This window comes from Thioalkalivibrio sp. ALJ24 (genome assembly GCF_000377785.1).
Classification (GTDB): domain Bacteria; phylum Pseudomonadota; class Gammaproteobacteria; order Ectothiorhodospirales; family Ectothiorhodospiraceae; genus Thioalkalivibrio.
The window spans coordinates 52,812-78,014 of the sequence record NZ_KB898724.1 but is presented as its reverse complement, the minus strand read 5'-3'; the positions used below and the strand labels follow the sequence as shown (position 1 = coordinate 78,014).

Here is a 25,203-nt window from a genome sequence, read left to right as displayed (position 1 = left end):
CACCATGCGCGTCTCGCAATTCCCGCTGAATACCCTGAAGGAAACCCCGGCCGACGCCGAGATCGTCTCCCACCAGCTGATGCTGCGCGCCGGCTACATCCGCCGGCTCGCCTCGGGGCTGTACACCTGGCTGCCGCTGGGGCTGCGCGTGCTGCGCCGGGTGGAGAACATCGTGCGCGAGGAGATGGACCGGGCCGGGGGCCTGGAGGTGCTGATGCCGGCCATCCAGCCGGCCGAGCTGTGGCAGGAGTCCGGGCGCTGGGACTTTTACGGCGCCGAACTGCTGCGCATCCAGGACCGCCACGAACGCGATTTCTGCTATGGCCCGACCCATGAAGAGGTCATCACCGATCTGGTCCGCCGCGAGATCCGCAGCTACCGCCAGCTGCCGGTGAACTACTACCAGATCCAGACCAAGTTCCGCGACGAACGCCGCCCGCGCTTCGGCGTGATGCGCGCGCGCGAATTCCTGATGAAGGACGCCTACTCCTTCCACCTGGATGCCGACTCCCTGGGGCAGACCTACCAGCAGATGCACGATGCCTACTGCCGCATCTTCCAGCGCTGCGGTCTCGACTTCCGCGCGGTGGAAGCCGATACCGGCGCGATCGGCGGCAATGCCTCGCATGAGTTTCACGTGCTGGCCGCCTCCGGCGAGGACGCGATCGCCTTCTCCCCGGGCGGCTTTGCCGCCAACGTGGAACTCGCGCCCTGCCCCGGCCCGGCCGCGCCGCCCGCCCCCGGCGAGACGCTGCAGAAGGTCGCCACCCCGGATGTCCACACCATCGCCGATCTCGCGGCCTTCCTCGAGGTGCCGACCGAACGCACGGTCAAGACCCTGGTGGTGGCCGCCAGCGACGCGGTCGACGCCGATCTGGTCGCCCTGGTGCTGCGTGGTGACCACGAACTCAACGACGTGAAGGCCGAGAAACACCCCTGGATTGCCGAACCGATGCGCATGGCGGAGGCCGGCGAGATCCGTACCGCGTTCGGCGCCGACCCCGGCTCGCTGGGCCCGGTGGACAGCCCGATCCCGGTGCTGGCCGACCACGCCGTGCTCGGGATGGCCGACATGGTGGTCGGCGCCAACGAGGACGGCCACCACCTGACCGGCGTCAACTGGGAACGCGACCTGCCACGCCCGGAGAGTGCCGACCTGCGCAACATCACCGAGGGCGAACCCGCGCCCGACGGCTCCGGCCCCATCGAGATCCGCCGCGGCATCGAGGTCGGCCATATCTTCCAGCTCGGCGACAAGTACTCCGAGGCCCTGGGCGCCCGGGTGCTGGACGAGGACGGCCGCGAGCAGATCGTCACCATGGGCTGCTACGGCATCGGCGTCTCGCGCGTGGTCGCCGCCGCGATCGAGCAGAACTCCGACGAGCGCGGCATCTGCTGGCCCACCGCCATCGCCCCGTTCGACATCGCCCTGTGCCCGATCGGCGCGAAGAAGTCGCAGCGCGTGCGCGAGGCCGCCGAACAGCTGCACGACGAACTCGAGGCCGCCGGCTTCCAGGTCCTGCTGGACGATCGCGAACAGCGCCCCGGCGTGATGTTCGCCGACATGGAGCTGATCGGCATCCCGCACCGCATCGTGATCGGCGAACGCGGCCTGGACGCCGGTGAACTCGAATACCAGGCCCGCACCGCCAGCGAGGCCGAACACCTGCCGATGGACGGGCTGGTGGCGGCCCTGCGCGAACGCACGGGGTGCGGCGCGTAGGCGCCACGCGTGCCGGCGCCCGGACCCGGTTGCGGGAGCTTGCTTTCAAGCGAGCAGGGGCTGCTGCCCGGGCCTGACCGCTGCCGCGGGGCTTTGAGCTGGCGGTGCGGGGTCCGGGGCTTTGGCTGCCGCCGGGGGTGTTGCGCTCTCTCGCGAGCGCGCCGCGAGGTCCTTTCTTGCTTGCCCAAGAAAGGACCCAAAGAAGGGCACCCGGAGCTCGCCCGGGAACCTTGCTCCGGGCGCCTCGCGCCGGCGGCGCCGAACTCGCGAAGCTGCGCTTCGCTCAGACATCCGGCGCCTTGTTTCCGGCGCGAGGCACCCTCCGCAAGGGGCTCGCAACGGGAGGGGGTAAACCGGAGGCGTTCCGGCCATTGGTGCCCGGGTCCCGGCCCGCTTGATCGCGGGGCGCCCGAATCGCGCGTTTCCTGGTTCCTGATGCAAAGGCGGCCCGTTGCACCAACGGGTTCAAGCTTTGGTACGGGCCCTTCGTAGAGCTCATTCCCAACCATCCGGGCAAAGGAATCTCGTGTGGGCAGGGCCCGGCCCCACCCCGAAGCCCTGATAGTAGAAGGCGCTACCCGGGCACCCTCCCGGTGCCGGGTGTGCAACAGTGGCTGTGGGAGGCGAGCCCTCTCGCCGATCCGGCGTGATCGGTCGCCAACCGATCCTGTTCTCGGCCGGGGGCGTTCACAAGCCCCGGTCTACCCGCCTGGCGGAAAAGGAATGGGCGGTGGTCCTGCGGCCCCGTTTGTCGCACCGAGCGCAGAGGTCGGGCGCGGGAGAAAAGGCGCTGCTTGTCTGAGCGAAGCGTAGCTTCGCGAGTTCAGCGCCGCCCGCGACCGGCCTCGGAGCGAGGGGATCCCGGGCCGCATCAGCGGACCGGGATGCGGCAGTCGGGGTGACTTCTTTGGGTCCTTTCTTGTTCACATAAGAAAGGACCTCGCGGCGCGCTCGCGAGAGAGCGCAACACCCCCGGCGGCAGCCGAAAACCGCCGACTCCGCAGCGCCAGCTCAAGGCCTGGCGGCAGCGGTCAAGCTCGGGCATGGCCGTTCAGCCGCCACTCAGGCAGCCCCGGCAGGATAAACTGACCGAGCCGCCCCGGCGGCCATCGTGTTCCATCCGACCGGGATTGCCGCCTGACCATGCCCCGATCCGCTGCCCGCCTCATCCTGATCTCCGCCGTGCTGAGCCTGGCACTGATGCTGGCCGCCTGTGCCCCGCGCATCTACGGCGTGCCGGAGGAGCACTGGGAGCAGATGAGCGAATCCGAGCGCCAGGAGGCGATGCGCGCCTGGGAGTCGGTGCAGAAGGAGCGCGAGCAGACCCGGCGCGAGCAGCAGGAGATCGAGGCGCGCGAGCGGGCAGAACGCCAGGCGCGCATCGACCGCATCCATCGCGGCGAGGAAGGGCACTTCGGCGACCTGATCCGCGTGAGCCTGGAGGGCGGGCGAATGCGCATCGGCGGCAGTGACCGGCGTTATGCCCCGCTGGCCTTCACCCTGGCGGATGGCGAGACACGCACGGTGGAGGTCCACAGCGAACGGCGTTCGCGCGAGATGAAGGTCAGCTACCGGGAAGGCCTGCTACGGCTCGACCTGCCAACGCACGGCCGCAACGAGTTCGGCGCGGCCCACCTGCCGTGGCGCTCCGGCTGGCGCCGGGGCGAGACCCGCCGGGTGGATTCCGACGGGCCGCTGGAACTGCGCGACGTGCGCGTGCACGTGGAGGCCGTACCGCTGCCCGGGCACGGTGCCCGGCGGTTCTGAGCACGACACCACGGGGTCCGGCCGGTGTCAGCCCCCCGGGCGTGTCCCCGGACCCGGTACGCGGTGGGCCGGCACCGGGTCGTCGATATGCTCGGCGGTGCGCAGGCGCCGGCTCTTTTCGACCATGCGCCAGCAGGAACGGTTGTTGTTGTAGCGCGAGACGTGCTGCAGCGGCACCCACAGCACGGCGTGCGATTCGTGGCTGCCGGGGATCTCCAGACGGTCGTCGATCTCCACCAGAAAGCGCACGTCGATGTGGTCGTGCTGCGGAAACTCGGGGCTGGCGGGGATGGTATGGATATCCAGATCGAAGACGTCTTCGGCGACCAGCCGGATATGCTCGCGTGCCAGCCCGGTCTCTTCGTGCACCTCGCGCAGGGCTACCTGCAGGATGTCGGCCTGACCGTCCGCATGGCCGCCGGGCTGGAACCAGCGGTTGTGCTTGCCGTGCAGCAGCATCAGCGCCCGCTCGCGGTCGGGGCTGAGGACCCAGGCGGAGCCGGTGACATGCGCCGGCAGCAGATCGCAGTTGAAGCAGTCGGGATGCCGGCGGACGAAATCCAGCGCGCGGCGGCGAAAACCCGCCTCTTCGATGAACGGGGTCTGGTGACGTTGCAGCAGATGCAGCAGCTGTTCGCGATGCATGGCGCTCAGGTTCCCGCAGGGCGTTCCAGGGCGGCGCTTGCGGCGCGCGCGGCTTCGTCGATGTCGGCCTCGCTGCCGGCCAGGATCAGCCGGCCGAAGGCCCCCACGGCGCTGACGTCGATCAGGGTCACGTGCGACGCCTTCAGCGCCTGGTTGGCGGCATAGATGATGTATCCCGCCGGCTCGGCCTCGAGGATGAACATGCTCTGTTCCGGCAGGATCATCGAGCCGCGACGGTTCTGACGGTTGATCAGCACCGTGTGGTCGGGCGACATTCCGCGGATGATCTCCTGCCACGGAATGTTGCACTGCTGGCGATCGGAGACCTGCGCGCCCATGCGCGACAGCAGCACACGCCCGGCCTCCTGCACGTCGGAGTCGTCGCGCTGGTGCACCACCATGGAACCGTATTCACGCTCCACCACCTGCTGCGACAGATGCACGCGGGTGGACTTCAGCGCGATGTCGGTCAGGCGGTGCACGGCCATGCCCGGCGAGACCTCCACCCACAGGCAGGAGTCACCCGGCACCGGCGGGAAACCCTGCGAGACGGTCGCCATGTAGGCCGCCAGCTGCGGCTGCAGGGAATCCATGTAGACGTAAGTACGGAGCTTGATCATCGATTCGTCGGGAAGGTCGCCGGGGCCGGCCGCAGGGGGCGTATTCTGGACTGCGGGGCGACGCCGATCAAATCGGGCACCGCCGGGAATATCCGCGGCGGAATGATATGCTGCGCGCCATCACCCGCAACCCATTCCGTCACTTCATGTCGCAAACCGATGATCTCGCGGGTCTGCTGACCGCCCTCGAAAACGACCCCGATACCGATCTGGCGGAGATCCTCCGGCGCCTGGTGGACTGGCTGCGCCCGGACGACCCGCGCAACACCGCCCCGGTCATCGCCCGCCTCGAGTCCCTGGTGCTGGCGCTTCAGGAGCAGCCTGCGCTGCGCGAGCGGCTGCGCGAACGCCTGGAGGCCGGGCTGGAGGATGCGCGGCACCTGACGCTGTACACCGGGGTCGGCCTGTTCTCGCGGCGCGGCTTCTTCCGCGAGGCGACGGAGCTGCTGTACGAGCGCATCAACCCGTCGCCGATGGACCGCACCGATCTGCGCGACGTGCTCCATCACGTGTTCCACGACCCGGACGACGCGATCTGGGTCGCGCGCCTGCCGGACGATGCCTGGCTGCGGCTGCTGGAGGCCCTGGGCTGCCTGTCGGGGGAACATCCCGCGGTCCTGGACCGCGCCCGCGAGGAGATCCTGTACGGCCTGGAGATGCTGTCCATCTGGATCGCGGCGGAGGAGCTGGAACCGGAACTGCTGCGCCTGGATCCCTCGATCGCCGAACGCAATTCCGCGTTCGTGGCGCAGGAGCGCGAGGTCTCGGCCTATGTACGCGACTACCGGGCCTGGCTGCAGGATCCGACTTTCGAACGCCGCGACGATCGCCACGCCCGGGTCCTGCTGGAGCAGTGCGCCGAGCAGATCGAGAAGCTCCGGACGCTGTCGCACTCCCGTGGCAACAGTCTGTCACTGACCCACCTGCTGGAACGCCTGAACCAGACGCTGGCGCGCATCCACAAGCTGCTGGATCTGCTGGAGCCCGAGGACACCGCGACCACCCGCGCCACCGGCGTCGGGCTGTTCCGCGAACTGGTGATCACCAGCGCCCGACGCCACGGCGTGCGGGCCCTGTGGCAGGACAACATCCGCCAGGTCTCGCGCAGCGTGACCCAGCACGTCTCCGACACCGGCGAGAAATACATCACCCGCGGGCGTCAGGAATACTTCGGCATGCTCGGGGCCGGAGCCGGCGCGGGGGTCATCATCGCCCTGATGGCCCTGATCAAGATCCAGATCGGGCACCTCGGCCTGTCGGAGGGCTGGTATGCGTTCTGGTCCAGCCTGAACTACGGCCTGGGTTTCGTGCTGATCCACATGCTGCATCTGACGGTGGCCACCAAGCAGCCCGCGATGACCGCGGCGCGCATGGCGGCGGCCATCGAACAGACCGAACGCGGCACCGCCGATCCGTCGAAACTCGCCGATCTGCTGGTGCGGGTCGGACGCTCGCAGTTCGCGGCGGTACTGGGCAACGTGGGCGTGGCCCTGCCCATGGCCCTGTTCATCGGCCTGTTCGCGCTGTCGGTGTTCGAACAGCCGGTGATGGACAGTGGCAAGGCCGACTACCTGCTCGACGGCCTGCGCCCGCTCGCCGGGCTCGCGCTGCTGTTCGCGGCGATCGCCGGGGTCTGGCTGTTCGTGTCCGGACTGGTCGCCGGCTGGCTGGACAACCGCTGCGCCTATCTCGACCTGCCCGGACGCCTGCGCGAACACCCCTTGCTGCGGCGCCTGCTGCCGCGGCGAGCGCGCCACGGCCTGGCCGACTGGATCGGCTACCACTACGGCGCCGTGCTCGGCAACATGGTGTTCGGCGCCCTGCTGGGGGGCACCGGCTATGTCGGCTATCTCACCGGGCTGCCGCTGGACATCCAGCACGTGGCGTTCGCGTCTGCCAATCTGGGCTACGTGACGGTGACCGAAGGGCTGGCCCTGGGCACGTTCGGGCTGTTCCTGGTGTTCGTGCTGCTGATCGGCGCAATCAACCTGTGGGTGAGCTTCGGTCTGGCACTGTACGTGGCGCTGCGCGCCCGCGGCGTGCGCATCGGCTCCCCGGCGCGGCTGCTGCGTGCGTACGGCCGCCACCTGCGGCGCCACCCGACGGAGTTCCTGCTGCCACCGCCCCGCTCGCGCGACTGAGCGCACGCGGCTATGCTCCGGGCATGAGTGATTCGAAACGCCTGGACGAACTGGTCGCGCGCGCCCGGCGCGAGCGGGACGAACGCGAACGCGGCTACCGCGAGCGCGCCCTGGGCATGTACCCGTGGGTCTGCGGGCGCTGCGGCCGCGAGTTCACCCGCGCCAACCTGCACGAACTGACCGTGCACCACCGCGACCACAACCACGACAACAATCCCCCGGATGGCAGCAACTGGGAACTGCTGTGCCTGTACTGCCATGACAACGAACACCAGCGCCATGGCGAGGCGCGCGCGGCGGGGGCATCCGGCGGGGGTTCCGGCACCGCGGCGGCGTCCGGGGGCGCAACCTGGAACCCCTTCGCCGACCTCGCCGAACGCCTGAAGGATCCGGGCAAGGACTGAACCGGACCGCCCCGCGCGCCTCCCGCGCGGTCACTCCGGCGCGGGCCGGGCCACCCCGCGCAGCAGCCGCCCGAGGAGGTCGGTCCCGCTGAGGATCCGTCGCTGCTCGCCCCACAGCAGGATCACGTCCTCGCCCAGCACCGTGTCCCCCTGATGTGCCGGGCGCACGCGAAAGTGCGGGATCAGCTCCCCCAGCCGCCGCGAGCCATCACGCACCACCACCGGGTGCAGGCAGTGATGCAGCGGGTCGAAACGCTCCGGCGCGAACAGCGCCTCGCGGGTGAAATCCGCCGCGCGCAGCACCCGCCGGGGCGCGCCTTTCGGATCGGTGACGATCACCCAGCTGCAGGCCGAACGATTGATACTGCGCAGGAACGGGTCGTCCACCCGCGGTTCGATCTGCGGAAACCGCGGCCGGTCCCCGTCGAACTCCAGGGTCAGGATGCTGGACGGGTCCACCGGCTCGCCCTCGTGGCGCACCGCGATGTCGTCCAGCTCGAGAAAGTTGCGCGCCCCGCGCCCCTCCACCCGCGCGATCTCGCTCTCGCCCGAACGCATGTGCAGATCCAGCACCTGGTGCAGGTCGCGTTCCGGGAAATAGCGGATCTCCTCCCCGCCCAGCCAGCGGTCCAGCACCCACGCGGTGGGCCGCGCGACCGGATACATCAGGAACTGATAGAAGCGCAACACCGGATACAGCACCGAGGCCACGCGCAGCGCGTGGCGGGAGAAATACGACTGCGGGATGATCTCGGCGAAGATGGTGATCACCACCGTGGAGAACAGGAACGCCGCGACCCCGCCCATCACCGAGCCGGAGAGCAGCGCCAGCAGCACGTTGACGCCCACATTGCCCCACAGGATGGTCACCAGCGCGAAGTTGGAATCCTCGCGCAGGTGCAGCACCCGCTGCGCCCGGGCATCGCCCTTGCTGGCCTCCACCTGCAGCTCCAGCTTGCTGCGGGCGAACAGCCCCAGATTGAGGCCCGACAGGATCGCCGACTGCGACAGGCACAGCAGGACACCGATCCAGGTCAACGTGGTGATGGTCATCCTCGCCCCCCGTGGTCGCAGTGCCCCGCCGGATCGCCGAACCACGAGGCAGACCCCGGATTGTACCTGCCCGCCCCCCGGTGTAGCGTATGCCCGCCCGGCAATTCACCGACGACGGCCATCACGAAGCCGCGCGGCGCGATCCTGCCGGAAAGGGGGAGGAATGCAGGAACACGCGGGCTGGCGCGAGACCTGGCCGATCTACCTGCGCTACACGGCGCTGTCGGTGGCCATCGTCGCGGTGCTGGCGGCCATCCAGGTGCGCTTCGTCTACGGCGTCGAGGGCTTTCCGCCGCAGCTGTTCGTGATCCCGGCGCTGGTCGGACTGCTGTTCGGCTTCCTCCTCGCGCGCATCCGCATGCTGGCCTCGCACACCCATGTACTGCGCACCTTCGCGGCGATCACTGCCGGTGCCGAAGCCCCCGGAGAGCGCGCCGGAGACTCCAGCGGAGACCACGGCGACGACCGGGCCGACCGGCGCCTGCTGGAGGCCGCGGCACGCGAGCTGGACAGCGACGAGATCGCACTGTTTCGCCAGCGCAGCGACGGTATCGAGCGCATCGCCCACTGGGCGAGCGATCCCGCGCGACCGGCCTGCCTGATCAAGGAACGCGCCGACGCCCTGTGCACCCGCCTGGCGGCCGACCACCTGCCCCGCACCCTGAGCGGCGACGAGGTCGGGCTGGCGGCGGCCGGACGCCTGGACGCGGTGCGGGTTCCGGCCGACATCCCGGAATCGGTGATCCTGGTCAGCTGCCGCCGCGGCCGCGCCCTGTTCCGAACCCCGGATGCAGTCGCCCGAAGCTTTCTCGGGCTGTGCGCGGAGTGGCTGGGCATGCGCCTCACCCGCAGCCATCAGCAGGCGGTCATCGACGAGCAGCGCGCCCGCCATGCCCGCGAGCAGCGCCGCGCACAGATCACCCTGGCATCGATCGGCGACGGGGTCCTGACCGTCGCACCGGACGGGCGCATCGATTACGCCAACCCGGTCGCCGCCCAGCTCCTGGACCGACCGTACGACACACTGCGCGACCGCCCGGTGGGCGAAGTCCTGCGCCTGGAGGACGAAACCGACGGGCGCCCCGTGGACCCGCTGGCCGGGGACTGCCGGGACCCCGGACACGGCGATCTCGTGCTGCGCCAGCCGGATGACACCCTGCAACCGGTCCAGCTGACGGTCACCCCGGTGCAGGATATCGACGGCACACCGCGCGGCCACGTGCTGGTCCTGCGCGATGTCACCGAGGTGCGCGAGGCCCTGCAGCACATGGCCTATCGCAGCTCGCACGACGACCTGACCGGGCTGTGCAACCGCCGGCGCTTCGAACAGCTGCTGGAACAGGCCCTGCATCAGGCCCGCGGCGGCGGGTCCGAACACGTGCTTTGCTATCTCGATCTCGACCAGTTCAAGCTGATCAACGACACGCGCGGCCACTGGGCCGGTGACGAGATGCTGCGCCAGGTCGCCGGCATGCTGCGCAGCATCATGCGGCCGCAGGATCACCTGGCGCGGCTCGGCGGCGACGAGTTCGGCATCCTGATGCAGGACTGCGACATCGAACAGGGCAGCCGCATGGCGGTGGACATCGCCAGCGAGATCGCCGGCATGCGCTTCTTCTGGGAGGACAACGTGTTTGCCCTGTCCGCCAGCCTCGGCGTGGTCGCGGTAGACGCGACGGCCGAATCCACCGAACAGCTGCTGCGGCACGCCGATACCGCCTGCTATGCGGCCAAGGATTCCGGGCGCAACCAGGTCCGCGTCTACACCCCGCAGGATTCCGATCTGGCCGATCGGACAGGCGAGATGCACTGGGTCAGCCGCATCCCGCAGGCGATCGAGCGCGGGGAATTCGAGCTCTGGTCCCAGCCCGTGCTCGCGCTGCAGGACGGGCCCTTGGCCTATCACGAACTGCTGCTGCGACTGCGGGACGCGCAGGGCAACCCGGTGTCGCCGGGGATCTTCATCCCCGCGGCGGAACGCTTCGACCTGATGGGCCAGCTGGATCGCTGGGTGGCGGAAACCGCACTGCAGTGGCTGCAGCAGTGCCAGACCCGTGGACAGGAGCTCCCGGTGATCGGCATCAACATCTCCGGGACCGCGATGAGCAGCGAGGCCTTCCCCGAATTCCTGCTGGAGGTGGTCCGCAACGCCGGCGTCCCCGGCGACCGGCTGTGCTTCGAGATCACCGAGACCGCCGCGGTCAGCAACCTCACCCGCACCGCCCGGTTCATGCAGGAGCTGCGCGCCCTCGGCTGTCGCTTCGCCCTCGACGATTTCGGCAGCGGGCTTTCTTCCTTCACCTACCTCAAGAGCCTGCCGGTGGACTACCTGAAGATCGACGGCAGCTTCGTCAAGGACATCGAACACGACCCCATCGACCTGGCCATGGTCCGCGCGATCCACGAACTCAGCGGGATCGTGGGCCTGACCACCATCGCCGAACACGTGGAGAACGACCGCGTCGGGGCGCGGCTGCGCGACCTGGGTATCCCCTTCGGCCAGGGTTACGGCCTCGCGATGCCGCGCCCCCTGAGCGACTGCCTGCCTGCCACTACCCCGCGAACGGACCGGACGGTGTCCGACGCGCGGCCGTGATCCGGATCACGGATACCCGGGGTTCCCCCCGCGAAGACGGACGCGTCCCGCCGCCGGCATCTACACTGTGGATGTGGGTCCTTTTCCGGACCCGCGTCCCGTCGGGCCACCGACATTCAATCTACGGGAGGAAATGCATGAACACTGTCTGGATCGTGGTCGCCGATGCCGCCCGCGCGCGCATCCTCAGCTGCGAAGGCCGGGCCTGCAGCAACATGCAGGACGTCGAAGCCCTCACCCACAGCCAATCCCGGGCCCACAATCAGGACCTGGTCTCCGACCGGCCCGGCCGCAGCTGGAGCAGCTCGACCGGGGATGGCCGCCATGCCATGCAGGACCCAACCGACCCGGCCGCCGTGGAGCGCGAGCGATTCGCCCGCGAACTGGCCGAACGCCTGCGCGAGGCCCACCACGCCGGCAGCTTTCAGCATCTGGTGATCGTCGCCGCGCCGTCCTTCCTCGGCGCACTGCGGGATACCCTGGACCGCCAGGTCGCCCAGACCGTCACCGCGGAGGTCTCCAAGAACGTCGCCAAGGTGGAGAAGCCGGCCGATCTGCGCAAGCATCTTCCCGACTTCCTCTACTGAACACCCTGCCTATCGCGCCGCCGCCCCCGCACGGGGGGGCGGCTCACCACACCAGCATCAACAGCCCGGCACTGGTACAGACCACCAGCACCGGGATGATCGTCTCGCGGATCACCTGCCCCTCGCGGGCCTCCAGCCCCGCCGCCCCGGCGGCCATGGCGATGTTCTGCAGCGAGATCATGTTGCCCACCCCGGCACCGATCAGTTGCAGGGCCAGGATCGACGGGACCGCCAGCCCCAGCGCTTCCGCGGTATCGACCTGGAGCCCGGTAAACAGCAGGTTGGAGACCGTGGCGCTCCCGGTCATGAACGAACCCAGAGCGCCGACGAAGGCACTGAACAGCACGAACGTGCCCCCCAGCAGCTCGGCCAGCCCCTGGCCCATGACCCGCGGGATGGATGGCAGGTCCGCACCGTTCTCGCCGGAGACCAGCAGCAGCTGCGTAAGGCTGATGATGAAGACCAGCACGATCGCCGCGATGCGCACGCGTTGCCAGGTGGCCACGGCCGCCTGCCCCAGGGTGGCACGCTCCACGCGGAACAGGAACATCGCAGTCAGCAGCGCAAGGAAGAAATAGAAATACGGTGTAAACAGCGGCTGCAGGGTCTGGTCCGGGTCCACCGCGGGCAGCGCGGAAAAACCGATCTCCACCCCCGCCAGCCACTCGCGCAGCGGATCCACCGTGCGCGACAGGATCAGGGCCACGGCCATTACCGCGAACGGCACCAGCCCGCGCACCACCCGGCGCAGGTCCACCGCCTCGCCCGCCTCGCGGCCGCCCCGCACCGGCAGCAGCCAGCCGATGTGCGCCGCCCAGGCGATCAGGGCCATCGCGCTGGCACCACCGATGATCGCCGGCAGCTCCGGCCCGACCAGCCAGGCCACCAGGAAATAAGGAACCCCGAAGGCCAGCCCGGAGAACACCGCGAAGGGGATGAACTCGCGAAAACGTCCCTTCTCCTCGCCCAGGGTTGCCACCCAGGCGATGAACACGGTGACGAATACCCCCAGCGCGCCATGGATGGCCGCGGTCTGGAACACCGCCTGCTCCACGGTGGCCTCGTCCAGCCCCAGGCCGGCGAAGCCGATCACCACCGGGGTCCCCGCGGCACCGAAGGGTACCGCGGTGGAGTTGCCGATCAGCGCGATGGCCACCGCCTTCAGCGGGCGCATGCCGAAATACACCAGCAGCGGCGCGGCCAGCACCGCCGGGGTCCCGAAACCGGCGATCCCCTCGACAAAGCCGACCAGTCCCCAGCCCAGCAGCATGGCCAGCACCCGGCGGTCGTCCGAAACCCGGCCGATGGCGCACTGGATCGCATCAAGATGCCCGGTCCGGATCAGCACGTTCAGCATCAGCAGGGCGACGGTGATGATCAGCATCACCTCGAGGAACACCACCCCGGCATTGGCCAGGCTGGTGGCCACCACCATCCCCGGGAGCTGCCAGACGAACAGGCCGATCAGCAGCGTGGCAAGCCAGGCCAGCGGGGCCGCCTCGTATGCCGGCCGGCGCAGGAACACCAGCAGCACGAACAGCAGTGCGAACGGAATCAGGGTGATCCAGAAAAGAGGCATGCGGGCCCTCGGCTTCAGCAGGAAAGTGGGGACGCTCCGGTTCCGGCGAGTATCCGGGCCGGCAAACCGGAGGGTCAAGGACGGCCCGGGCGGGCCATTTCGGGGTTGTTTATGACCCCGATCACTGAACATGGCCGTCCATATCCCGTACCCTGCCGCAGACCACATTGCAGTTCCACGCCCGCAGTCCGGAGCACTGAATGGCACACATGGAATGGAGCGATGATCTCGACACCGGGATCGATGTCATCGACAACCAGCACAAACGCATCGTTGATTACATCAACGAGCTCCATCATGCGATCGAGACCAGCGATCGCGACGAGGTGGGTGATGTCATCAACCAGCTCATCGACTACACCCAGTCGCACTTCACCTTCGAGGAAGAAATGATGGAGGAGGCCGGGTATCCGTTCCTGCGCGCCCACCAGCGGGTGCACGGCCTGTTCATCCGCCGGGTGGAAACCTTCAAGGAACAGTTCGAGAACGGCGAGGACATCGCCCGCGAACTGCACACCGTACTCAAGACCTGGCTGGTCAATCACATCAAGCACGACGACGCCGACTATGCCGAACTCGTGCGCCAGCACACCGGGGCCGCCGAGCCCCACAGTCGCGGGCTCTTCAGCAAGCTGTTCGGTCGTTAGAAGAACCGCTCCATCCCGCGCTGCGCTGAACGGCCGCCGCACGGCGGCTTCCGGATACCGATAACGTCACCAGGAGATGGATCCATGCCCTACGTTCACTGGTCGGATGATCTGGATACGGGGATCCCGGTCATCGACAACCAGCACAAGCGCATCGTCGAATACATCAACCGGCTGCACGAAGCGGTCGAGGGCCGCGCCGCGCGCGAGGAGGTCCACGAGGTGCTGGATCAGGTCGTGGACTACACCCTGACCCACTTCGCCTTCGAGGAGGAGATGCTGGAGATCGTGGAATACCCGGCCCTGGAGCGGCACCGCCACGCACACGAGGCCTTCAGCCGCCGGATCCGCCAGTACCAGCATGACTTCGCCGACGGGCAGGACGTGGCCACGGAACTGGGCGAGACCCTGCGTGACTGGCTGATGAACCACATCCGCAGGGACGATCACGAATATGGCCACATGGTCCGCGACTGGATGCGCACCCACGCCCCCAACGGCATCCTGAAGACCTGACCCCGGGATCCCCGCAAGGGCCCGACCATACGACGGCCCGGCCTGCGTTGACGCACCCGCTGGCGGCGCCTAGTATCCACGAGTTCCGCCCTGCCCGGACTTGCCCGCCCGATGACCTACTGTGTCGCCATCGATCTGGACGAAGGCCTGGTGTTCGCCTCCGACTCGCGCACCAACGCCGGCGTCGACCAGGTCAGCACCTACTCCAAGATGCACACCTTCGAGGTGGAGGGACAGCGCCTGTTCGTGGTGCTCGCCGCCGGTAACCTGGCCACCACCCAGGCGGTCGTCCACCGCCTGCAGCGGGAGATGGAGGAAGCCGGCAGCGAAGGCGCGGCCGAGACCAGCCTGGCCACCGTGAACCACATGTCTCAGGCCGCCGAATACCTCGGCCGCATCAATCGCGAGGAGCAGGAAAAACACTCCGAGGCACTGTCAAAATCAGGGATGAAGGGGGATGCAACCCTGATCATCGGAGGCCAGATTGCCGGCGAGGATCCGGCCATCTATCTGGTCTATCCGCAGGGCAACTACATCACCACCTCGCAGAAAACCCGGTTCCTGCAGATCGGCGAGAGCAAGTACGGCAAGCCCATCCTCGACCGCATCATCGATGCGGGGACCTCGCTGGGCGATGCGGCCCGCTGCGCCCTGGTCTCGATCGACTCCACAATCCGCTCCAACCTGACCGTCGGCCCGCCGATCGAGGTGCTGGTGTACGAACGCGACACCCTGGAGATGGATCACTATCTTTGTCTCGAGGCGGACGACGAATACCTGCGCTCGCTGACCCACGCCTGGGACGAGAACGTGAAGAAGGCCTTCACCGATCTCCCCCGCTTCGACTGGGAGCACCGCCACGGGCGCAAGGACCGCGGCACCCGCGTCAGTCGCCGCGCGCGCCGGAAGTCCTGACCCGCCGGCCCGGGCGATTCCGGGCCCGCTCAGGCCGCGTCGGGGGCCTGCTCCGCAAACAGGAACCAGGTCCGCTGGTTGGCCGTGTGCAGCTCGGCCACGTCCTGCTGCAGCGCATCCAGGAAGTCATGCAGTCCGCCGTCGGCGATCCGCTCGTCAATGTCCGCATTGAGTGCGTGACGCCGCGCCTGGGACACCAGACGCAGTGACAGCTCGTTGCGCGGCAGCCGTTCCAGTGCCGACTGCACCTCGGCCAGGGCGTGCGCGACCGCGCGCGGGAACGCCGTGTCCTGCAGCAGAAACCGCACCGCGTCCGGGCCGTTGATGCGCCGTTTCACATGCAGCCGATACATCTGGAACCCGCCCATCGAACGCAGGATCGACGCCCAAAGAAGACCCTGGTAGGGAGCGGCCGGCTCATCCTGATCCGACAGCAGGCGCATCGCCCCGATATCCACCTGACGGGTGGTCATGTCCGCGCGCTCGAGATTGCGCCCCAGGCGGATGAATTCGTAGGCGGCATCGTGGCTCATGCTGCCGGCCAGCAGTCCGGTCAGCATCTGGCAGCGCTCGATCACTTCGGAAAGAAACTCGAAGCGCCCCCGGCGGGTGATCCCCTGGTCGATGTGATCGCGCGCGTACAGGTACAGCTCGTTGATCACCTCCCAGGCCTCCGAGGGCACCAGGTCCCGCGTGGTGCGGACGTTCTCGCGCGCCGCGCGCAGCGACGACAGCACCGACCCGGGGTTGTCGTCATCCGCCAGCAGGAATTTCACGCAGTTGCGCTCGTCCTCGCGCTGATAGCGTGCCTCGAATTCGGCATCGTAGCCGGTCACCGACACCAGTCCGCGCCACGACAGCTGCATGGTCCTTGGCATGTCCAGGGTCAGCAGGTTGAAGGCCTTGACCATGCGCGCGGTATTCTCGGCCCGCTCCACGTAGCGCGCCATCCAGTACACCCGTTCTGCCACCCGCGAGAGCATCTCAGTCCTCCTCGTCCACGATCCAGGTATCCTTGCTGCCCCCGCCCTGCGAGGAATTCACCACCAGCGAGCCCTTGCGCATCGCGACCCGGGTCAGCCCGCCGGCGGTCACGTCGGTGCGCACCCCCTGCAGGATGAACGGCCGCAGGTCGAGGTGGCGCGGTTCGACCTCTGCCCCGCAAAGGGTGGGAGAAACCGACAGATCCAGGGTCGGCTGCGCGATGTAGTTGCGCGGATCCCGTCGGATCAGCTTCGCAAATTCGGCGCGCTGCTTCTTGGTCGCGTGCGGCCCCACCAGCATGCCGTAGCCACCGGATTCGTTGGCCGGCTTGACCACCAGTTCGTCGAGGTGGTCAAGCACGTACTGGCGGTGCTCGTCGTCGGAGCACAGCCAGGTCGGCACGTTGGGGATGAGCGGATCCTGGTCGAGGTAATAGCGGATGACCTCGGGGATAAAGGCATACATGACCTTGTCGTCCGCCACGCCGGCTCCCGGCGCGTTGGCCAGTCCCACATTGCCCTTGCGCCAGGCCCGCATCAGGCCGGGCACCCCGAGCATCGAGTCGGCATTGAAGGCCTCGGGGTCGAGAAAGGCGTCGTCGATCCGACGATAGATCACGTCCACCCGCTCCGGACCGTCGATGGTGCGCATGTACACGCAGTCGTCGTCGCCCACCATCAGGTCCGCCCCCTCCACCAGCTCGGCCCCCATGCGCTGGGCGAGGAAGGAGTGTTCGAAATATGCGGAGTTGTAGATCCCCGGGGTCAGCACCACGATCTCGGGATACTCCTGCGGGCGCGGCGAGATCGAGGCCAGCATGTCGAACAGCTGCGCCGGATACTCGTCCACCGGCAGGATCGCGCTGTCCTGGAACAGTTCCGGGAACACCCGCTTGGTGACCTGCCGGTTCTCCAGCATGTAGGAAACCCCCGAGGGCACCCGCAGATTGTCCTCCAGCACATGGAACTGGCCGTCCCCGGCACGCACCAGGTCGCTGCCGCAGATATGCGCCCACACCCCGTGCGGCGGGTGGATCCCGACACACTGCTCGCGGAAGTTGCGCGACTGCTCCAGCACGTACCGCGGGATCACGCCGTCGCGGAAGATGCGCTGCTCGTTGTAGATGTCGTCGATCAGCAGATTGAGCGCGGTCATCCGCTGCTTCAGCCCGGCCGCGACCGGCTCCCACTCCCGCCGCGAGATGACCCGCGGGATGATGTCGAACGGCCAGGCGCGGTCGATGTTCTCGCCCTCGCTGTAGACCGTAAAGCTGATGCCCATCTCGAGGATCGCGCTGTCGGCCGCCTGCTTGCGCTCCTGCACCTCGGTGTCATCCAGCGTAGCCAGGTATTCGGTAACTGCACGCGCCGCCGGCCGTGGCTGCCCCGGCCCCTCCATCAGTTCATCGAAGAACGGGGCGGGGTCGTAGTGCTTCCAGTCGATGGCCATGCGGCGGGGCTCCTGTGTGCGGCAGGGTTGCAGGCCACAGCATACGTCCGCCCGCCACCGTGCGGGAAGAGCCCCGTACGGCAGCAGGCCGGTGCTCCGGCCGGCCAAGCCCCGGCGCCGCTGCAGCGAAGCATCGAATCGGCGAGAGGACTCGCCTCCTACCGGCGGGTGTCGAAGCGGTGGATCAGCGACTGCAGCTCTTCGGCAAGGCGTTTCATGTTGGTGCTGGCCTCGCTCGCGTGGGCAGCCACGGTCCCGGTCTCGGCGGCGACGTCGTGGATCGAGGTGACGTTGCGGTTGATTTCCTCGGCGACCGAGCTCTGTTCCTCCACCGCAGTGGCGATCTGGGTGTTCATCTCGCTGATCCGGGCCACCGCGTCGCGGATGCGCCCCAGGGATTCGCCGGCCGAGCGTGCCTGCTCCACCCCGTGAGCGGCCTGCTCCTGGCTCGAGCGCATTGCGGTCACCGCCTCGCGCGAGCCGTTCTGCAGACTCTCGATCATCTCGCGGATGGTGACCGTGGATTCGTCGGTGCGCTGCGACAGGCGACGGACCTCGTCGGCCACGACCGCGAAGCCGCGCCCGTGTTCGCCGGCTCGGGCGGCCTCGATGGCGGCATTCAGCGCCAGCAGGTTGGTCTGCTCGGCGATCTCGCGGATCACGCCGAGGATGTTGTCGATCTCGGCGGCATCGGTCTCCAGGCGGTTGAGCTTCTCCGCGGTGGTCTCGACCTCGCTTGCCATGCGGTTGATCGCCTCTACCGTGGCGTTGACCACCTGTTCGCCGGAACGGGTCTCCTGTTCGGCATGATGGGCACTGTCGGCGGCCTGCGCCGAGTTGTGCGCCATCTCCTGGATGGTGGAGGTCATCTCGTTCATCGCCGTCGCCACCTGGTCGATCTCGCCCTTCTGCCGGGTCACGCCACCGGCGGTCTGCTCCACCGCGCCGGCCATGCTGTTCGCGCCCTCGCCCACGGCGCCGGCATGCTCCGCGATGCGATCGAGCACGGTGTGCAGGCGCGCCTCGCACATACGCATGGTCAGCTGCAGGGTGGCGGCCCCGTCCCGCCGGCCGCAGTAGATGGTCTCCATCACCGGGTTGTCGAACATCCCGCGCGCCTTGCGCATGGCACGCTGCATGGGCTGCATGAAACCTGCGGTGGCCCCTCCGCCCAGGGCAAAGATCAGGGCCAGCAGCAGGCCCTGGGTCAGTGCACCCCAGGGGGCCAGCAGCACGCCCAGCGTCAGCAGAAAGCCGCCTCCCCACAGAGCCAGCAGGCGAAACTGCAGGCTGTCCCAGAAATGGCGCCGGATCCTGCGTCCGCGCTTCATCGCGGCATAGACCTTCTCCGCGCGCTGCACGTGCTCACGCGACGGGACCCGGCGAACCGATTCGTAGCCCACCTTCCGGCCGTCTTCGTAGGCCGGGGAGACGAAGGCATCCACCCAGTAGTGATCGCCGTTCTTGCGCCGGTTCTTGACGATCCCCATCCACGCGCGGTCCGCCTTCAGGTTGGCCCACATATCGGCATAGGCCGCCTCCGGCATGTCCGGATGGCGCACGATGTTATGCGCCGAACCCTCGAGCTCTTCCCAGTCAAAGCCGCTCACGCGTACGAACGCGTCGTTGGCGGTCCGGATCCGGCCCTTCAGGTCGGTGGCCGAGATCAGGTCCTCGCCTTCGTTCAGGGGGTATTCTTTACCCGTTACGGGAAGGTTTTCACGCATCAGCCGATCTCTCCAATGGCCGGCCCGGTACGAGCACGTACCAGGAATCGTCCTGGTGGTTTCCTCGGATGTGTTAACGGCGCATCCGGACGAAGCTTGAGTTCAGCGCTGCGCGGCCCGTACCAGCCGGCCAAAACCCTCGAAGGCGCGCGCATCCAGTTCCAGCGCGGGGGAACGGCGGTCGGCATAGATCAGGCCGATGCAGCGCCCCCGGTCATGCAGCGGCGCCACGAAACAGTCGAGCCCGCCGGTCAGCCCGGCCACGGCATCCGGCAGCGGCCGGTCGCCTCGATCGCGTGACCACCAGACCGGTGCCGGGGCCTCCAGCGCCGCGCCCATCGCCCCCAGATCATGCCGTCCGATCCCGAATTCGCTGAACTCGGGCTCGTGCAGGGTTCCCACCAGATCGGCCGCGTGCAGCCAGTCGCCGTCGCGTGCCAGTTCGGCGAACACTACCCGATTGAGGCCCAGACCGAACTGACAGGCACGCAGCAGGCGCCGCACCCGCACCGTCCGGTCGGCCTCCTGACGCAGCGCCAGCTCCCCGCTGACCGCGATGTCGCCGCGCGGGGCCAGCGCCAGCGGCGGGCCCGAGCCCTCCGTACGCCACACGCGGGCGACGACCGCCGGGTCCGGCGGTTCGATCGCATACAGCCAGGCATCGCGGTTGAAGATCTCGATCAGACGTCCCAGGCGATCCGCCGCCGCCTTGTCCGGCTCCCCCAGCAGATCCGCCAGCAGGCGCAGGTCGCGGTCCCCGCGCAGGGTGTCCATGCCGTGGAAAATCTGGTCCGCTACCGCCGAGGCCACCATCACCTCCAGCGCCCGCGGGTGAGCGGCGTTCTCCGCGCGCAGGGTGCCGCGCACCAGTTCCGGCAGGTGCATGTATTCGGCCATCCCGCGCGAGAGGTCATCGGTGGCGAAGCCCAGGGCTACATAGCTGGCCTCGTCGGGCAACGCGCGCAGTTCCAGCATCGAGCGCAGCCCCGGGAGTTCAGGTGCATCGGTCAGTTCCAGCGCCAGCATGCCGAGATCGTTCACCAGCGCCGCCAGCCCCAGCTCACCCGGTTCGCTGTCATGCCGGACCCGACCCAGCTCCTCCACGATCAGCGCCGCCAGCCTTGCCCGGGCCGCGCGCCGCCGGTAGGGCTGCGGGTCCGGAAGGACGTCCTCCACCCGCGGGGCGCGTTCGATCTCCTCGTGGACCGCGCGCAGGCCGAGCATGGCGATCGCGTCCGGCACCGAATGCACCTCCTGCTTCAGCCCCGGACGCGGCTCGTTGGCGCGCAGGACCAGGCGCAGCGCGAGCCCCGGATCGCGCTCGGCATACAGCCCCAACTCGCGTAGCGAACGGTTGACCAGCGCGTCGGTGTCCGCGAACACCGCCGCGCTGGAGGCCAGCACCGGCCAGTCGGTCGCTGCCAGCCCGCGTGCCCGCCCGGCATAGGGCGCCGTCTCGTCCAGGGCCATTGCTGTACCTCGCCTGCGGTTCTCGATTAAAGTTGCGGGGCCGACTATAGCAACGCAGGGCTCGCACGCGTGAAGTTCATCCTCGGTTTTGTCGTCGTGTTCGGAGCGGTTTTCGGTGGCTATGTCGCCCATGGTGGCGACATGGTCATCATCTGGCAGCCCTACGAATACATCATCATCGGCGGTGCCGCCCTGGGTGCCTTCCTGATCGCCAACCCGCCGCACGTGGTGATGACGGTCTTCAAGTCCATCCCCAGGCTGATGAAGGGGCGGAAGTATTCGCAGGCCGACTATCTCGACCTGCTGGCGCTGATGTACAAGCTGTTCGTCAAGGCCCGCAAGGAAGGGCTGATGGCGGTGGAAGTCGATATCGACGACCCGGAGAACAGCACGATCTTCCAGGACCACCCGCGGGTGCTGCAGAACCACCATGCGGTGGAATTCATCACCGACTACCTGCGCCTGATCATCTCCGGCTCGATGAACCCGCACGAACTCGACGCCCTGATGGACGTGGATCTGGAGACCCACCACGAAGAGGTGGAGCGTCCCAGCCATGCGGTGAACAAGGTGGCGGACGCCCTGCCCGGCTTCGGCATCGTGGCGGCGATCCTCGGCATCATCAACACCATGGGCGCGATCGGCGGCGACATCGAGACCATCGGCATGAACGTGGCCGCCGCGCTGGTCGGCAGTTTCCTCGGGATCCTGCTGGCCTATGGCTTCGTCGGACCGACGGCCTCCGCGCTGGAGGCCCGCTCGCACGAGGACACCAAGTACATGCAGTGCATCAAGGCCTGCATCCTCGCCAACGTTCAGGGTTACAGCCCGCAGGTCTCGGTGGAATTCGGCCGCAAGACCATGGAAAGCGACGTGCGCCCCGGCTTCAGCGAACTCGAGGAACACGTGAAGGCGGCCTGAGGCCGGCCGCCGCACTCCGATCATGGGCGTCGAGGACAAGACCCAGCCGGTCATCGTCAAGAAGAAGGTGGTCAAGGGCGGCCACCACGGGGGCTCGTGGAAGGTTGCCTTCGCCGATTTCGCCCTGGCGATGATGGCCTTTTTCCTGCTGCTGTGGCTGCTGGCCGCGCTGGAGGCGGACGAACGCGCGGCGCTGTCGGAGTACTTCAAGAACCCGTCGGCCTTCGAGGGCGAGGCCATGGCCCCGTCCCAGGCCATCGGCGACGGCACCGGCGCCGACCCGTCGATCATCGATTTCGAGGGTCTCCCCGACCGGCTCGACGCGCCGCCGGAGCCGGCCGAGCACGACGAGACCCTGCTGGAACGCGACCGCGAACGCCTGGAGTCCCTGCAGGAGGCGCTGGAGGAGGCGATCGACCGCAGTCAGGCGCTGGAGCCGTTCAAGGACCAGCTGCTGATGGATATCACGCCGGAGGGCCTGCGTATCCAGATCATCGACGCCGAGAACCGCCCGATGTTCGCCACCGCCGGCGCGCAGCCCCTGGATCATGCCCGTGGCATCCTGCGCGAACTCGCGGGGCTGATCAACGAGGTCCCCAACCGCGTCTCGATCACCGGCCACACCGATGCCCGCCCGCTGCTGCGCGAGGATTACAGCAACTGGGAACTGTCCACCGACCGCGCCAACGCCGCACGACGGGAACTCATCGCCGGCGGCACCGAACCCGAACAGATCGCCCGGGTGGTCGGGCTGTCCGACACCGTCCCGTTCGACCGCGATGACCCCGAGGCCGCGGTCAACCGGCGCATCACCCTGATCGTGCTGAATCAGGAGGCCGAGGAGGCCATGCTGGAGGAGATGGAAGGCGAGGCCGCCACGCCCGACGCTCTGGAGCAGTAACCCCGACCTGCCCGGCTCGAAGGACCGGGACGCTCAGCGCAGGAACAGCGAACAGGCCGTGTTGCCGGTCTCCTCGTGCCAGGGGTAACCGACCTCTTCCAGGAACGCCCGGAATCGCGCACGGTCTTCTTTCGGGATCTGCATCCCCACCAGCACGCGCCCGTGCGCCGAACCATGGTTGCGGTAGTGGAACAGGGAGATATTCCAGGTCTCGCCCATGTGGTTGAGAAAGTTCAGCAACGCCCCCGGACGTTCCGGGAATTCGAAGCGGTACAGCCGTTCGTTGCGCACGTCACCGCCGGGGCCACCCACCATGTGCCGCAGGTGCAGCTTGGCCACCTCGTTCTCGGTCATGTCGAGGACCTCGTAGCCTTTCTCGCGCAGTGCGGTCAGGATCTCCTCGCGCTCGACATCCCCGCGCTCCAGCTTGACCCCGGCGAACACGTGCGCACGGGTGGCATCGGCGTAGCGATAGTTGAACTCGGTGATGCCGCGCCGCCCGATCGCCTCGCAGAACTCGCGGAAGCTCCCGGGACGCTCGGGGATGGTCACCGCGAACAGCGCCTCGCGGTGTTCGCCGATCTCGGCGCGCTCGGCCACGTGGCGCAGGCGGTCGAAATTGATGTTGGCGCCGCTGAGCACCGCCGCCAGATGCGCCCCGCGTAGCCCCTCGCGCTGGGCGTACTGCTTCATGCCCGCCACCGCCAGGGCCCCGGCCGGCTCGGCGACCACGCGGGTATCGTCGAAGATGTCCTTGATCGCCGCGCAAATGGAATCGGTATCCACCAGCAGCACCTCGTCCACCAGCTCGCGGGTCAGGCGGAAGGTCTCCTTGCCCACCTGGCGCACGGCGGCGCCATCGGCAAAGATCCCCACCTGCTTCAGGCTGACCCGTCGATTTTGCTGCAGGGCCTTGTACATCGACGGGGCGTCGTCCGGCTCCACGCCGATCACCCGGATCTCCGGGCGCAGGCGCTTGATGTAGGCCGCCATGCCCGAGGCCAGCCCGCCCCCGCCGATGCACACGAACACCGCGTCCAGCGGTCCGGGATGCTGGCGCAGCAGCTCCATCGCCACGGTGCCCTGCCCGGCGATCACATCGGGATCGTCGAACGGATGGATGAAGGTGTAGCCGTATTCGGCCTCCAGCTCGCGCGCGTGCGCCGCGGCCTCGTCGAAGGAATCGCCGACCAGCACCGCCTCGCCGCCGAACCGGCGTACCGCATCCACCTTGATTTGCGGGGTGGTCACCGGCATCACGATGATCGCGCGGATGCCCAGATGGGTCGCGCCCAGCGCCACACCCTGCGCGTGATTCCCGGCCGAGGCCGCGATCACGCCCTTCGACCGCTGCACCTCGGTAAGCTGCGCGATCTTGTTGTAGGCCCCGCGCAGCTTGAACGAGAACACCGGCTGCAGGTCCTCGCGCTTGAGGCGGATATCGCAGCCCAGCCGCTGGGACAGGGAGGGCATGGGATCCAGCGGTGTCTCGCGCGCGACGTCGTACACGCTGGAGGTGAGGATCCTCTCCAGATAGGGATAGTCTTTCATGGTCCCGCACGATAGCACGGCACCGCATACCGTGTGAGCTCGCGACGCTTGTCGCGTCACCGCCGGGGTGGTTATGCTCGGAAGGTTATATCAAGAACATGCGAGACGAAGCGATGACTCAGGACGAAATGAAGAAGGCGGTGGCCGAAGCCGCCCTGTCGAAGATCGAGGATGGCTGGGTAGTGGGCGTCGGCACCGGCTCCACCGCCAACTATTTCATCGACGCCCTGGCGGGCATGAAGAACCGCATCGACGGCGCCGTCGCCTCCAGCGAGGCGAGCGCGGAGCGCCTGCGCAAACACGGCATCGAGGTGCTCGACCTGAATTCGGCCGGCCCGCTGCCGATCTACGTGGACGGCGCCGACGAGGCGACCACCCATCTGCACCTGACCAAGGGCGGCGGCGGCGCGCTGACCCGCGAGAAGATCGTGGCCGCGGCCTCGGAGACCTTCGTCTGCGTAGTGGATGACACCAAGATCGTGAACTATCTCGGCAACTTCCCGCTGCCGGTGGAGGTGATCCCGATGGCGCGCAGTCAGGTCGCGCGGGCCCTGTCGAACCTCGGCGGGAATCCGGAGCTGCGCGAGGGCTTCCGCACCGACAACGGCAACGTGATCCTGGACGTGCACAACCTGCGCATCATGAATCCGACCGAGCTGGAGTCGGAGATCGATCACATCGCCGGCGTGGTCACCAACGGGCTGTTCGCGCGGCGCCCCGCCGACGTGCTGCTGATCGGCAGCGAGAAGGGCGTACGCGAAGTACACCGCCACTGAGAATACCCGCGCAAGAGCATGAACGAGACCGGCAAGTGGCTGATCATCATCGGCGGCGCGATCGTCCTGATCGGGCTGCTGTGGCCCTGGCTGGGAAAGATCCCCTGGGGACGACTCCCCGGGGATATCGTGATCGAACGCGGCGACAGCCGCTTTTACTTCCCGCTGACGACCATGATCATCGTCAGCATCGTGCTGTCGCTGGTGCTGGGGCTGTTCCGGCGCTGAACC

The 25,203-nt window shown here is 68.0% G+C and carries 22 protein-coding genes; 13 read left to right on the top strand and 9 right to left on the bottom strand.

Annotated elements, in window-relative coordinates:
• The first annotated feature begins 4 nt into the window (after positions 1–4).
• Together D571_RS0100345 and D571_RS0100340 are read left to right on the top strand one after the other, a co-directional pair.
• On the top strand, positions 5–1,723 hold the full coding sequence (locus D571_RS0100345; RefSeq protein WP_018934691.1) for a proline--tRNA ligase: 1,719 nt from the start codon (positions 5–7) through the stop codon (positions 1,721–1,723).
• Positions 1,724–2,860: 1,137 nt separating this feature from the next.
• Positions 2,861–3,490 carry a hypothetical protein gene (locus D571_RS0100340; protein ID WP_083916850.1) on the top strand — a complete coding sequence of 210 codons (630 nt, stop codon included), beginning with the start codon at positions 2,861–2,863 and terminating at the stop codon, positions 3,488–3,490.
• A gap of 27 nt (positions 3,491–3,517) precedes the next feature.
• Here D571_RS0100340 and D571_RS0100335 read toward each other — a convergent pair whose 3' ends face one another.
• Entirely contained in the window at positions 3,518–4,135 is a 618-nt protein-coding gene (locus D571_RS0100335; protein ID WP_018934689.1) for an NUDIX hydrolase, read from the bottom strand.
• A gap of 5 nt (positions 4,136–4,140) precedes the next feature.
• On the bottom strand, positions 4,141–4,755 hold the full coding sequence (locus D571_RS0100330; protein WP_018934688.1) for a BMC domain-containing protein: 615 nt from the start codon (positions 4,753–4,755) through the stop codon (positions 4,141–4,143).
• A 146-nt stretch (positions 4,756–4,901) separates the two neighbouring features.
• On the opposite strand from D571_RS0100330, the gene D571_RS0100325 reads away from it, so the two are divergent.
• On the top strand, positions 4,902–6,896 hold the full coding sequence (locus D571_RS0100325; RefSeq protein WP_026287451.1) for a site-specific recombinase: 1,995 nt from the start codon (positions 4,902–4,904) through the stop codon (positions 6,894–6,896).
• A 23-nt stretch (positions 6,897–6,919) separates the two neighbouring features.
• Positions 6,920–7,300, top strand: a complete 381-nt coding sequence (locus tag D571_RS0100320) for a YajD family HNH nuclease (RefSeq protein WP_018934686.1) — start codon at positions 6,920–6,922, stop codon at positions 7,298–7,300.
• A gap of 30 nt (positions 7,301–7,330) precedes the next feature.
• On the opposite strand, the gene D571_RS0100315 is transcribed toward D571_RS0100320, so the two are convergent.
• Positions 7,331–8,347, bottom strand: coding sequence for a DUF21 domain-containing protein (locus D571_RS0100315; RefSeq protein ID WP_026287450.1), 1,017 nt, complete (start codon positions 8,345–8,347; stop codon positions 7,331–7,333).
• 169 nt (positions 8,348–8,516) lie between these two features.
• Here D571_RS0100315 and D571_RS0100310 point away from each other — a divergent pair, with 169 nt between their 5' ends.
• Both D571_RS0100310 and D571_RS0100305 read left to right on the top strand, forming a co-directional pair.
• The gene (locus D571_RS0100310) at positions 8,517–10,949 is read left to right on the top strand and encodes a bifunctional diguanylate cyclase/phosphodiesterase (RefSeq protein WP_018934684.1); all 2,433 of its coding nucleotides are present in this window, start codon (positions 8,517–8,519) and stop codon (positions 10,947–10,949) included.
• 137 nt (positions 10,950–11,086) lie between these two features.
• The gene (locus D571_RS0100305) at positions 11,087–11,536 is read left to right on the top strand and encodes a host attachment protein (protein WP_018934683.1); all 450 of its coding nucleotides are present in this window, start codon (positions 11,087–11,089) and stop codon (positions 11,534–11,536) included.
• Between the two features lie 43 nt (positions 11,537–11,579).
• Here the strand turns inward: D571_RS0100305 and D571_RS0100300 are convergent, their stop codons facing one another.
• Complete coding sequence (locus D571_RS0100300) at positions 11,580–13,115, bottom strand: L-lactate permease (RefSeq protein WP_018934682.1); 1,536 nt, start codon at positions 13,113–13,115, stop codon at positions 11,580–11,582.
• 200 nt (positions 13,116–13,315) lie between these two features.
• Between D571_RS0100300 and D571_RS0100295 the strand changes: the two genes are divergently transcribed.
• The 3 genes from D571_RS0100295 to D571_RS0100285 all read left to right on the top strand — a co-directional run bounded on the left by D571_RS0100295 (position 13,316) and on the right by D571_RS0100285 (position 15,193).
• Positions 13,316–13,762 carry a bacteriohemerythrin gene (locus D571_RS0100295; RefSeq protein ID WP_018934681.1) on the top strand — a complete coding sequence of 149 codons (447 nt, stop codon included), beginning with the start codon at positions 13,316–13,318 and terminating at the stop codon, positions 13,760–13,762.
• Positions 13,763–13,846: 84 nt separating this feature from the next.
• Positions 13,847–14,278, top strand: a complete 432-nt coding sequence (locus tag D571_RS0100290) for a bacteriohemerythrin (protein ID WP_018934680.1) — start codon at positions 13,847–13,849, stop codon at positions 14,276–14,278.
• Between the two features lie 111 nt (positions 14,279–14,389).
• Positions 14,390–15,193, top strand: a complete 804-nt coding sequence (locus tag D571_RS0100285) for a proteasome-type protease (protein WP_018934679.1) — start codon at positions 14,390–14,392, stop codon at positions 15,191–15,193.
• Between the two features lie 29 nt (positions 15,194–15,222).
• On the opposite strand, the gene D571_RS0100280 is transcribed toward D571_RS0100285, so the two are convergent.
• From D571_RS0100280 to D571_RS0100265, 4 genes are all read right to left on the bottom strand, one after another.
• Positions 15,223–16,176 (bottom strand): alpha-E domain-containing protein, encoded by a 954-nt coding sequence (locus D571_RS0100280; RefSeq protein ID WP_018934678.1) that lies wholly within the window; start codon positions 16,174–16,176, stop codon positions 15,223–15,225.
• A gap of 1 nt (position 16,177) precedes the next feature.
• Positions 16,178–17,626 (bottom strand): circularly permuted type 2 ATP-grasp protein, encoded by a 1,449-nt coding sequence (locus tag D571_RS0100275; protein ID WP_018934677.1) that lies wholly within the window; start codon positions 17,624–17,626, stop codon positions 16,178–16,180.
• Positions 17,627–17,784: 158 nt separating this feature from the next.
• Entirely contained in the window at positions 17,785–19,353 is a 1,569-nt protein-coding gene (locus D571_RS0100270) for a PAS domain-containing methyl-accepting chemotaxis protein (RefSeq protein WP_018934676.1), read from the bottom strand.
• A gap of 102 nt (positions 19,354–19,455) precedes the next feature.
• On the bottom strand, positions 19,456–20,823 hold the full coding sequence (locus D571_RS0100265) for an HDOD domain-containing protein (protein WP_018934675.1): 1,368 nt from the start codon (positions 20,821–20,823) through the stop codon (positions 19,456–19,458).
• Positions 20,824–20,892: 69 nt separating this feature from the next.
• Here D571_RS0100265 and motA point away from each other — a divergent pair, with 69 nt between their 5' ends.
• Positions 20,893–21,744, top strand: a complete 852-nt coding sequence (motA, locus tag D571_RS0100260) for a flagellar motor stator protein MotA (protein ID WP_018934674.1) — start codon at positions 20,893–20,895, stop codon at positions 21,742–21,744.
• A gap of 22 nt (positions 21,745–21,766) precedes the next feature.
• A complete protein-coding gene (motB, locus tag D571_RS0100255) occupies positions 21,767–22,645 on the top strand; it encodes a flagellar motor protein MotB (protein ID WP_018934673.1) in 879 nt (292 codons plus the stop codon).
• A gap of 33 nt (positions 22,646–22,678) precedes the next feature.
• Here the strand turns inward: motB and ilvA are convergent, their stop codons facing one another.
• A complete protein-coding gene (gene ilvA / locus D571_RS0100250; RefSeq protein ID WP_018934672.1) occupies positions 22,679–24,196 on the bottom strand; it encodes a threonine ammonia-lyase, biosynthetic in 1,518 nt (505 codons plus the stop codon).
• A gap of 113 nt (positions 24,197–24,309) precedes the next feature.
• Between ilvA and rpiA the strand changes: the two genes are divergently transcribed.
• Positions 24,310–24,972 (top strand): ribose-5-phosphate isomerase RpiA, encoded by a 663-nt coding sequence (rpiA, locus tag D571_RS0100245; protein WP_026287449.1) that lies wholly within the window; start codon positions 24,310–24,312, stop codon positions 24,970–24,972.
• Between the two features lie 18 nt (positions 24,973–24,990).
• Complete coding sequence (locus tag D571_RS0100240; protein ID WP_018934670.1) at positions 24,991–25,200, top strand: DUF2905 domain-containing protein; 210 nt, start codon at positions 24,991–24,993, stop codon at positions 25,198–25,200.
• The last annotated feature ends 3 nt before the right edge of the window (positions 25,201–25,203 follow it).

Bases quoted from the DNA above. Each gene is read 5' to 3' on its own strand.
- D571_RS0100335 (WP_018934689.1), bottom strand. From the start codon at position 4,135: ATGCATCGCGAACAGCTGCTGCATCTGCTGCAACGTCACCAGACCCCG.
- D571_RS0100325 (WP_026287451.1), top strand. From the start codon at position 4,902: ATGTCGCAAACCGATGATCTCGCGGGTCTGCTGACCGCCCTCGAAAAC.
- D571_RS0100330 (WP_018934688.1), bottom strand. From the start codon at position 4,755: ATGATCAAGCTCCGTACTTACGTCTACATGGATTCCCTGCAGCCGCAG.
- D571_RS0100285 (WP_018934679.1), top strand. From the start codon at position 14,390: ATGACCTACTGTGTCGCCATCGATCTGGACGAAGGCCTGGTGTTCGCC.
- ilvA (WP_018934672.1), bottom strand. From the start codon at position 24,196: ATGAAAGACTATCCCTATCTGGAGAGGATCCTCACCTCCAGCGTGTAC.
- D571_RS0100310 (WP_018934684.1), top strand. From the start codon at position 8,517: ATGCAGGAACACGCGGGCTGGCGCGAGACCTGGCCGATCTACCTGCGC.
- D571_RS0100295 (WP_018934681.1), top strand. From the start codon at position 13,316: ATGGCACACATGGAATGGAGCGATGATCTCGACACCGGGATCGATGTC.
- motB (WP_018934673.1), top strand. From the start codon at position 21,767: ATGGGCGTCGAGGACAAGACCCAGCCGGTCATCGTCAAGAAGAAGGTG.
- rpiA (WP_026287449.1), top strand. From the start codon at position 24,310: ATGACTCAGGACGAAATGAAGAAGGCGGTGGCCGAAGCCGCCCTGTCG.
- D571_RS0100300 (WP_018934682.1), bottom strand. From the start codon at position 13,115: ATGCCTCTTTTCTGGATCACCCTGATTCCGTTCGCACTGCTGTTCGTG.
- D571_RS0100265 (WP_018934675.1), bottom strand. From the start codon at position 20,823: ATGGCCCTGGACGAGACGGCGCCCTATGCCGGGCGGGCACGCGGGCTG.
- D571_RS0100305 (WP_018934683.1), top strand. From the start codon at position 11,087: ATGAACACTGTCTGGATCGTGGTCGCCGATGCCGCCCGCGCGCGCATC.
- D571_RS0100275 (WP_018934677.1), bottom strand. From the start codon at position 17,626: ATGGCCATCGACTGGAAGCACTACGACCCCGCCCCGTTCTTCGATGAA.
- D571_RS0100290 (WP_018934680.1), top strand. From the start codon at position 13,847: ATGCCCTACGTTCACTGGTCGGATGATCTGGATACGGGGATCCCGGTC.
- D571_RS0100280 (WP_018934678.1), bottom strand. From the start codon at position 16,176: ATGCTCTCGCGGGTGGCAGAACGGGTGTACTGGATGGCGCGCTACGTG.
- D571_RS0100320 (WP_018934686.1), top strand. From the start codon at position 6,920: ATGAGTGATTCGAAACGCCTGGACGAACTGGTCGCGCGCGCCCGGCGC.
- D571_RS0100270 (WP_018934676.1), bottom strand. From the start codon at position 19,353: ATGCGTGAAAACCTTCCCGTAACGGGTAAAGAATACCCCCTGAACGAA.
- D571_RS0100240 (WP_018934670.1), top strand. From the start codon at position 24,991: ATGAACGAGACCGGCAAGTGGCTGATCATCATCGGCGGCGCGATCGTC.
- D571_RS0100345 (WP_018934691.1), top strand. From the start codon at position 5: ATGCGCGTCTCGCAATTCCCGCTGAATACCCTGAAGGAAACCCCGGCC.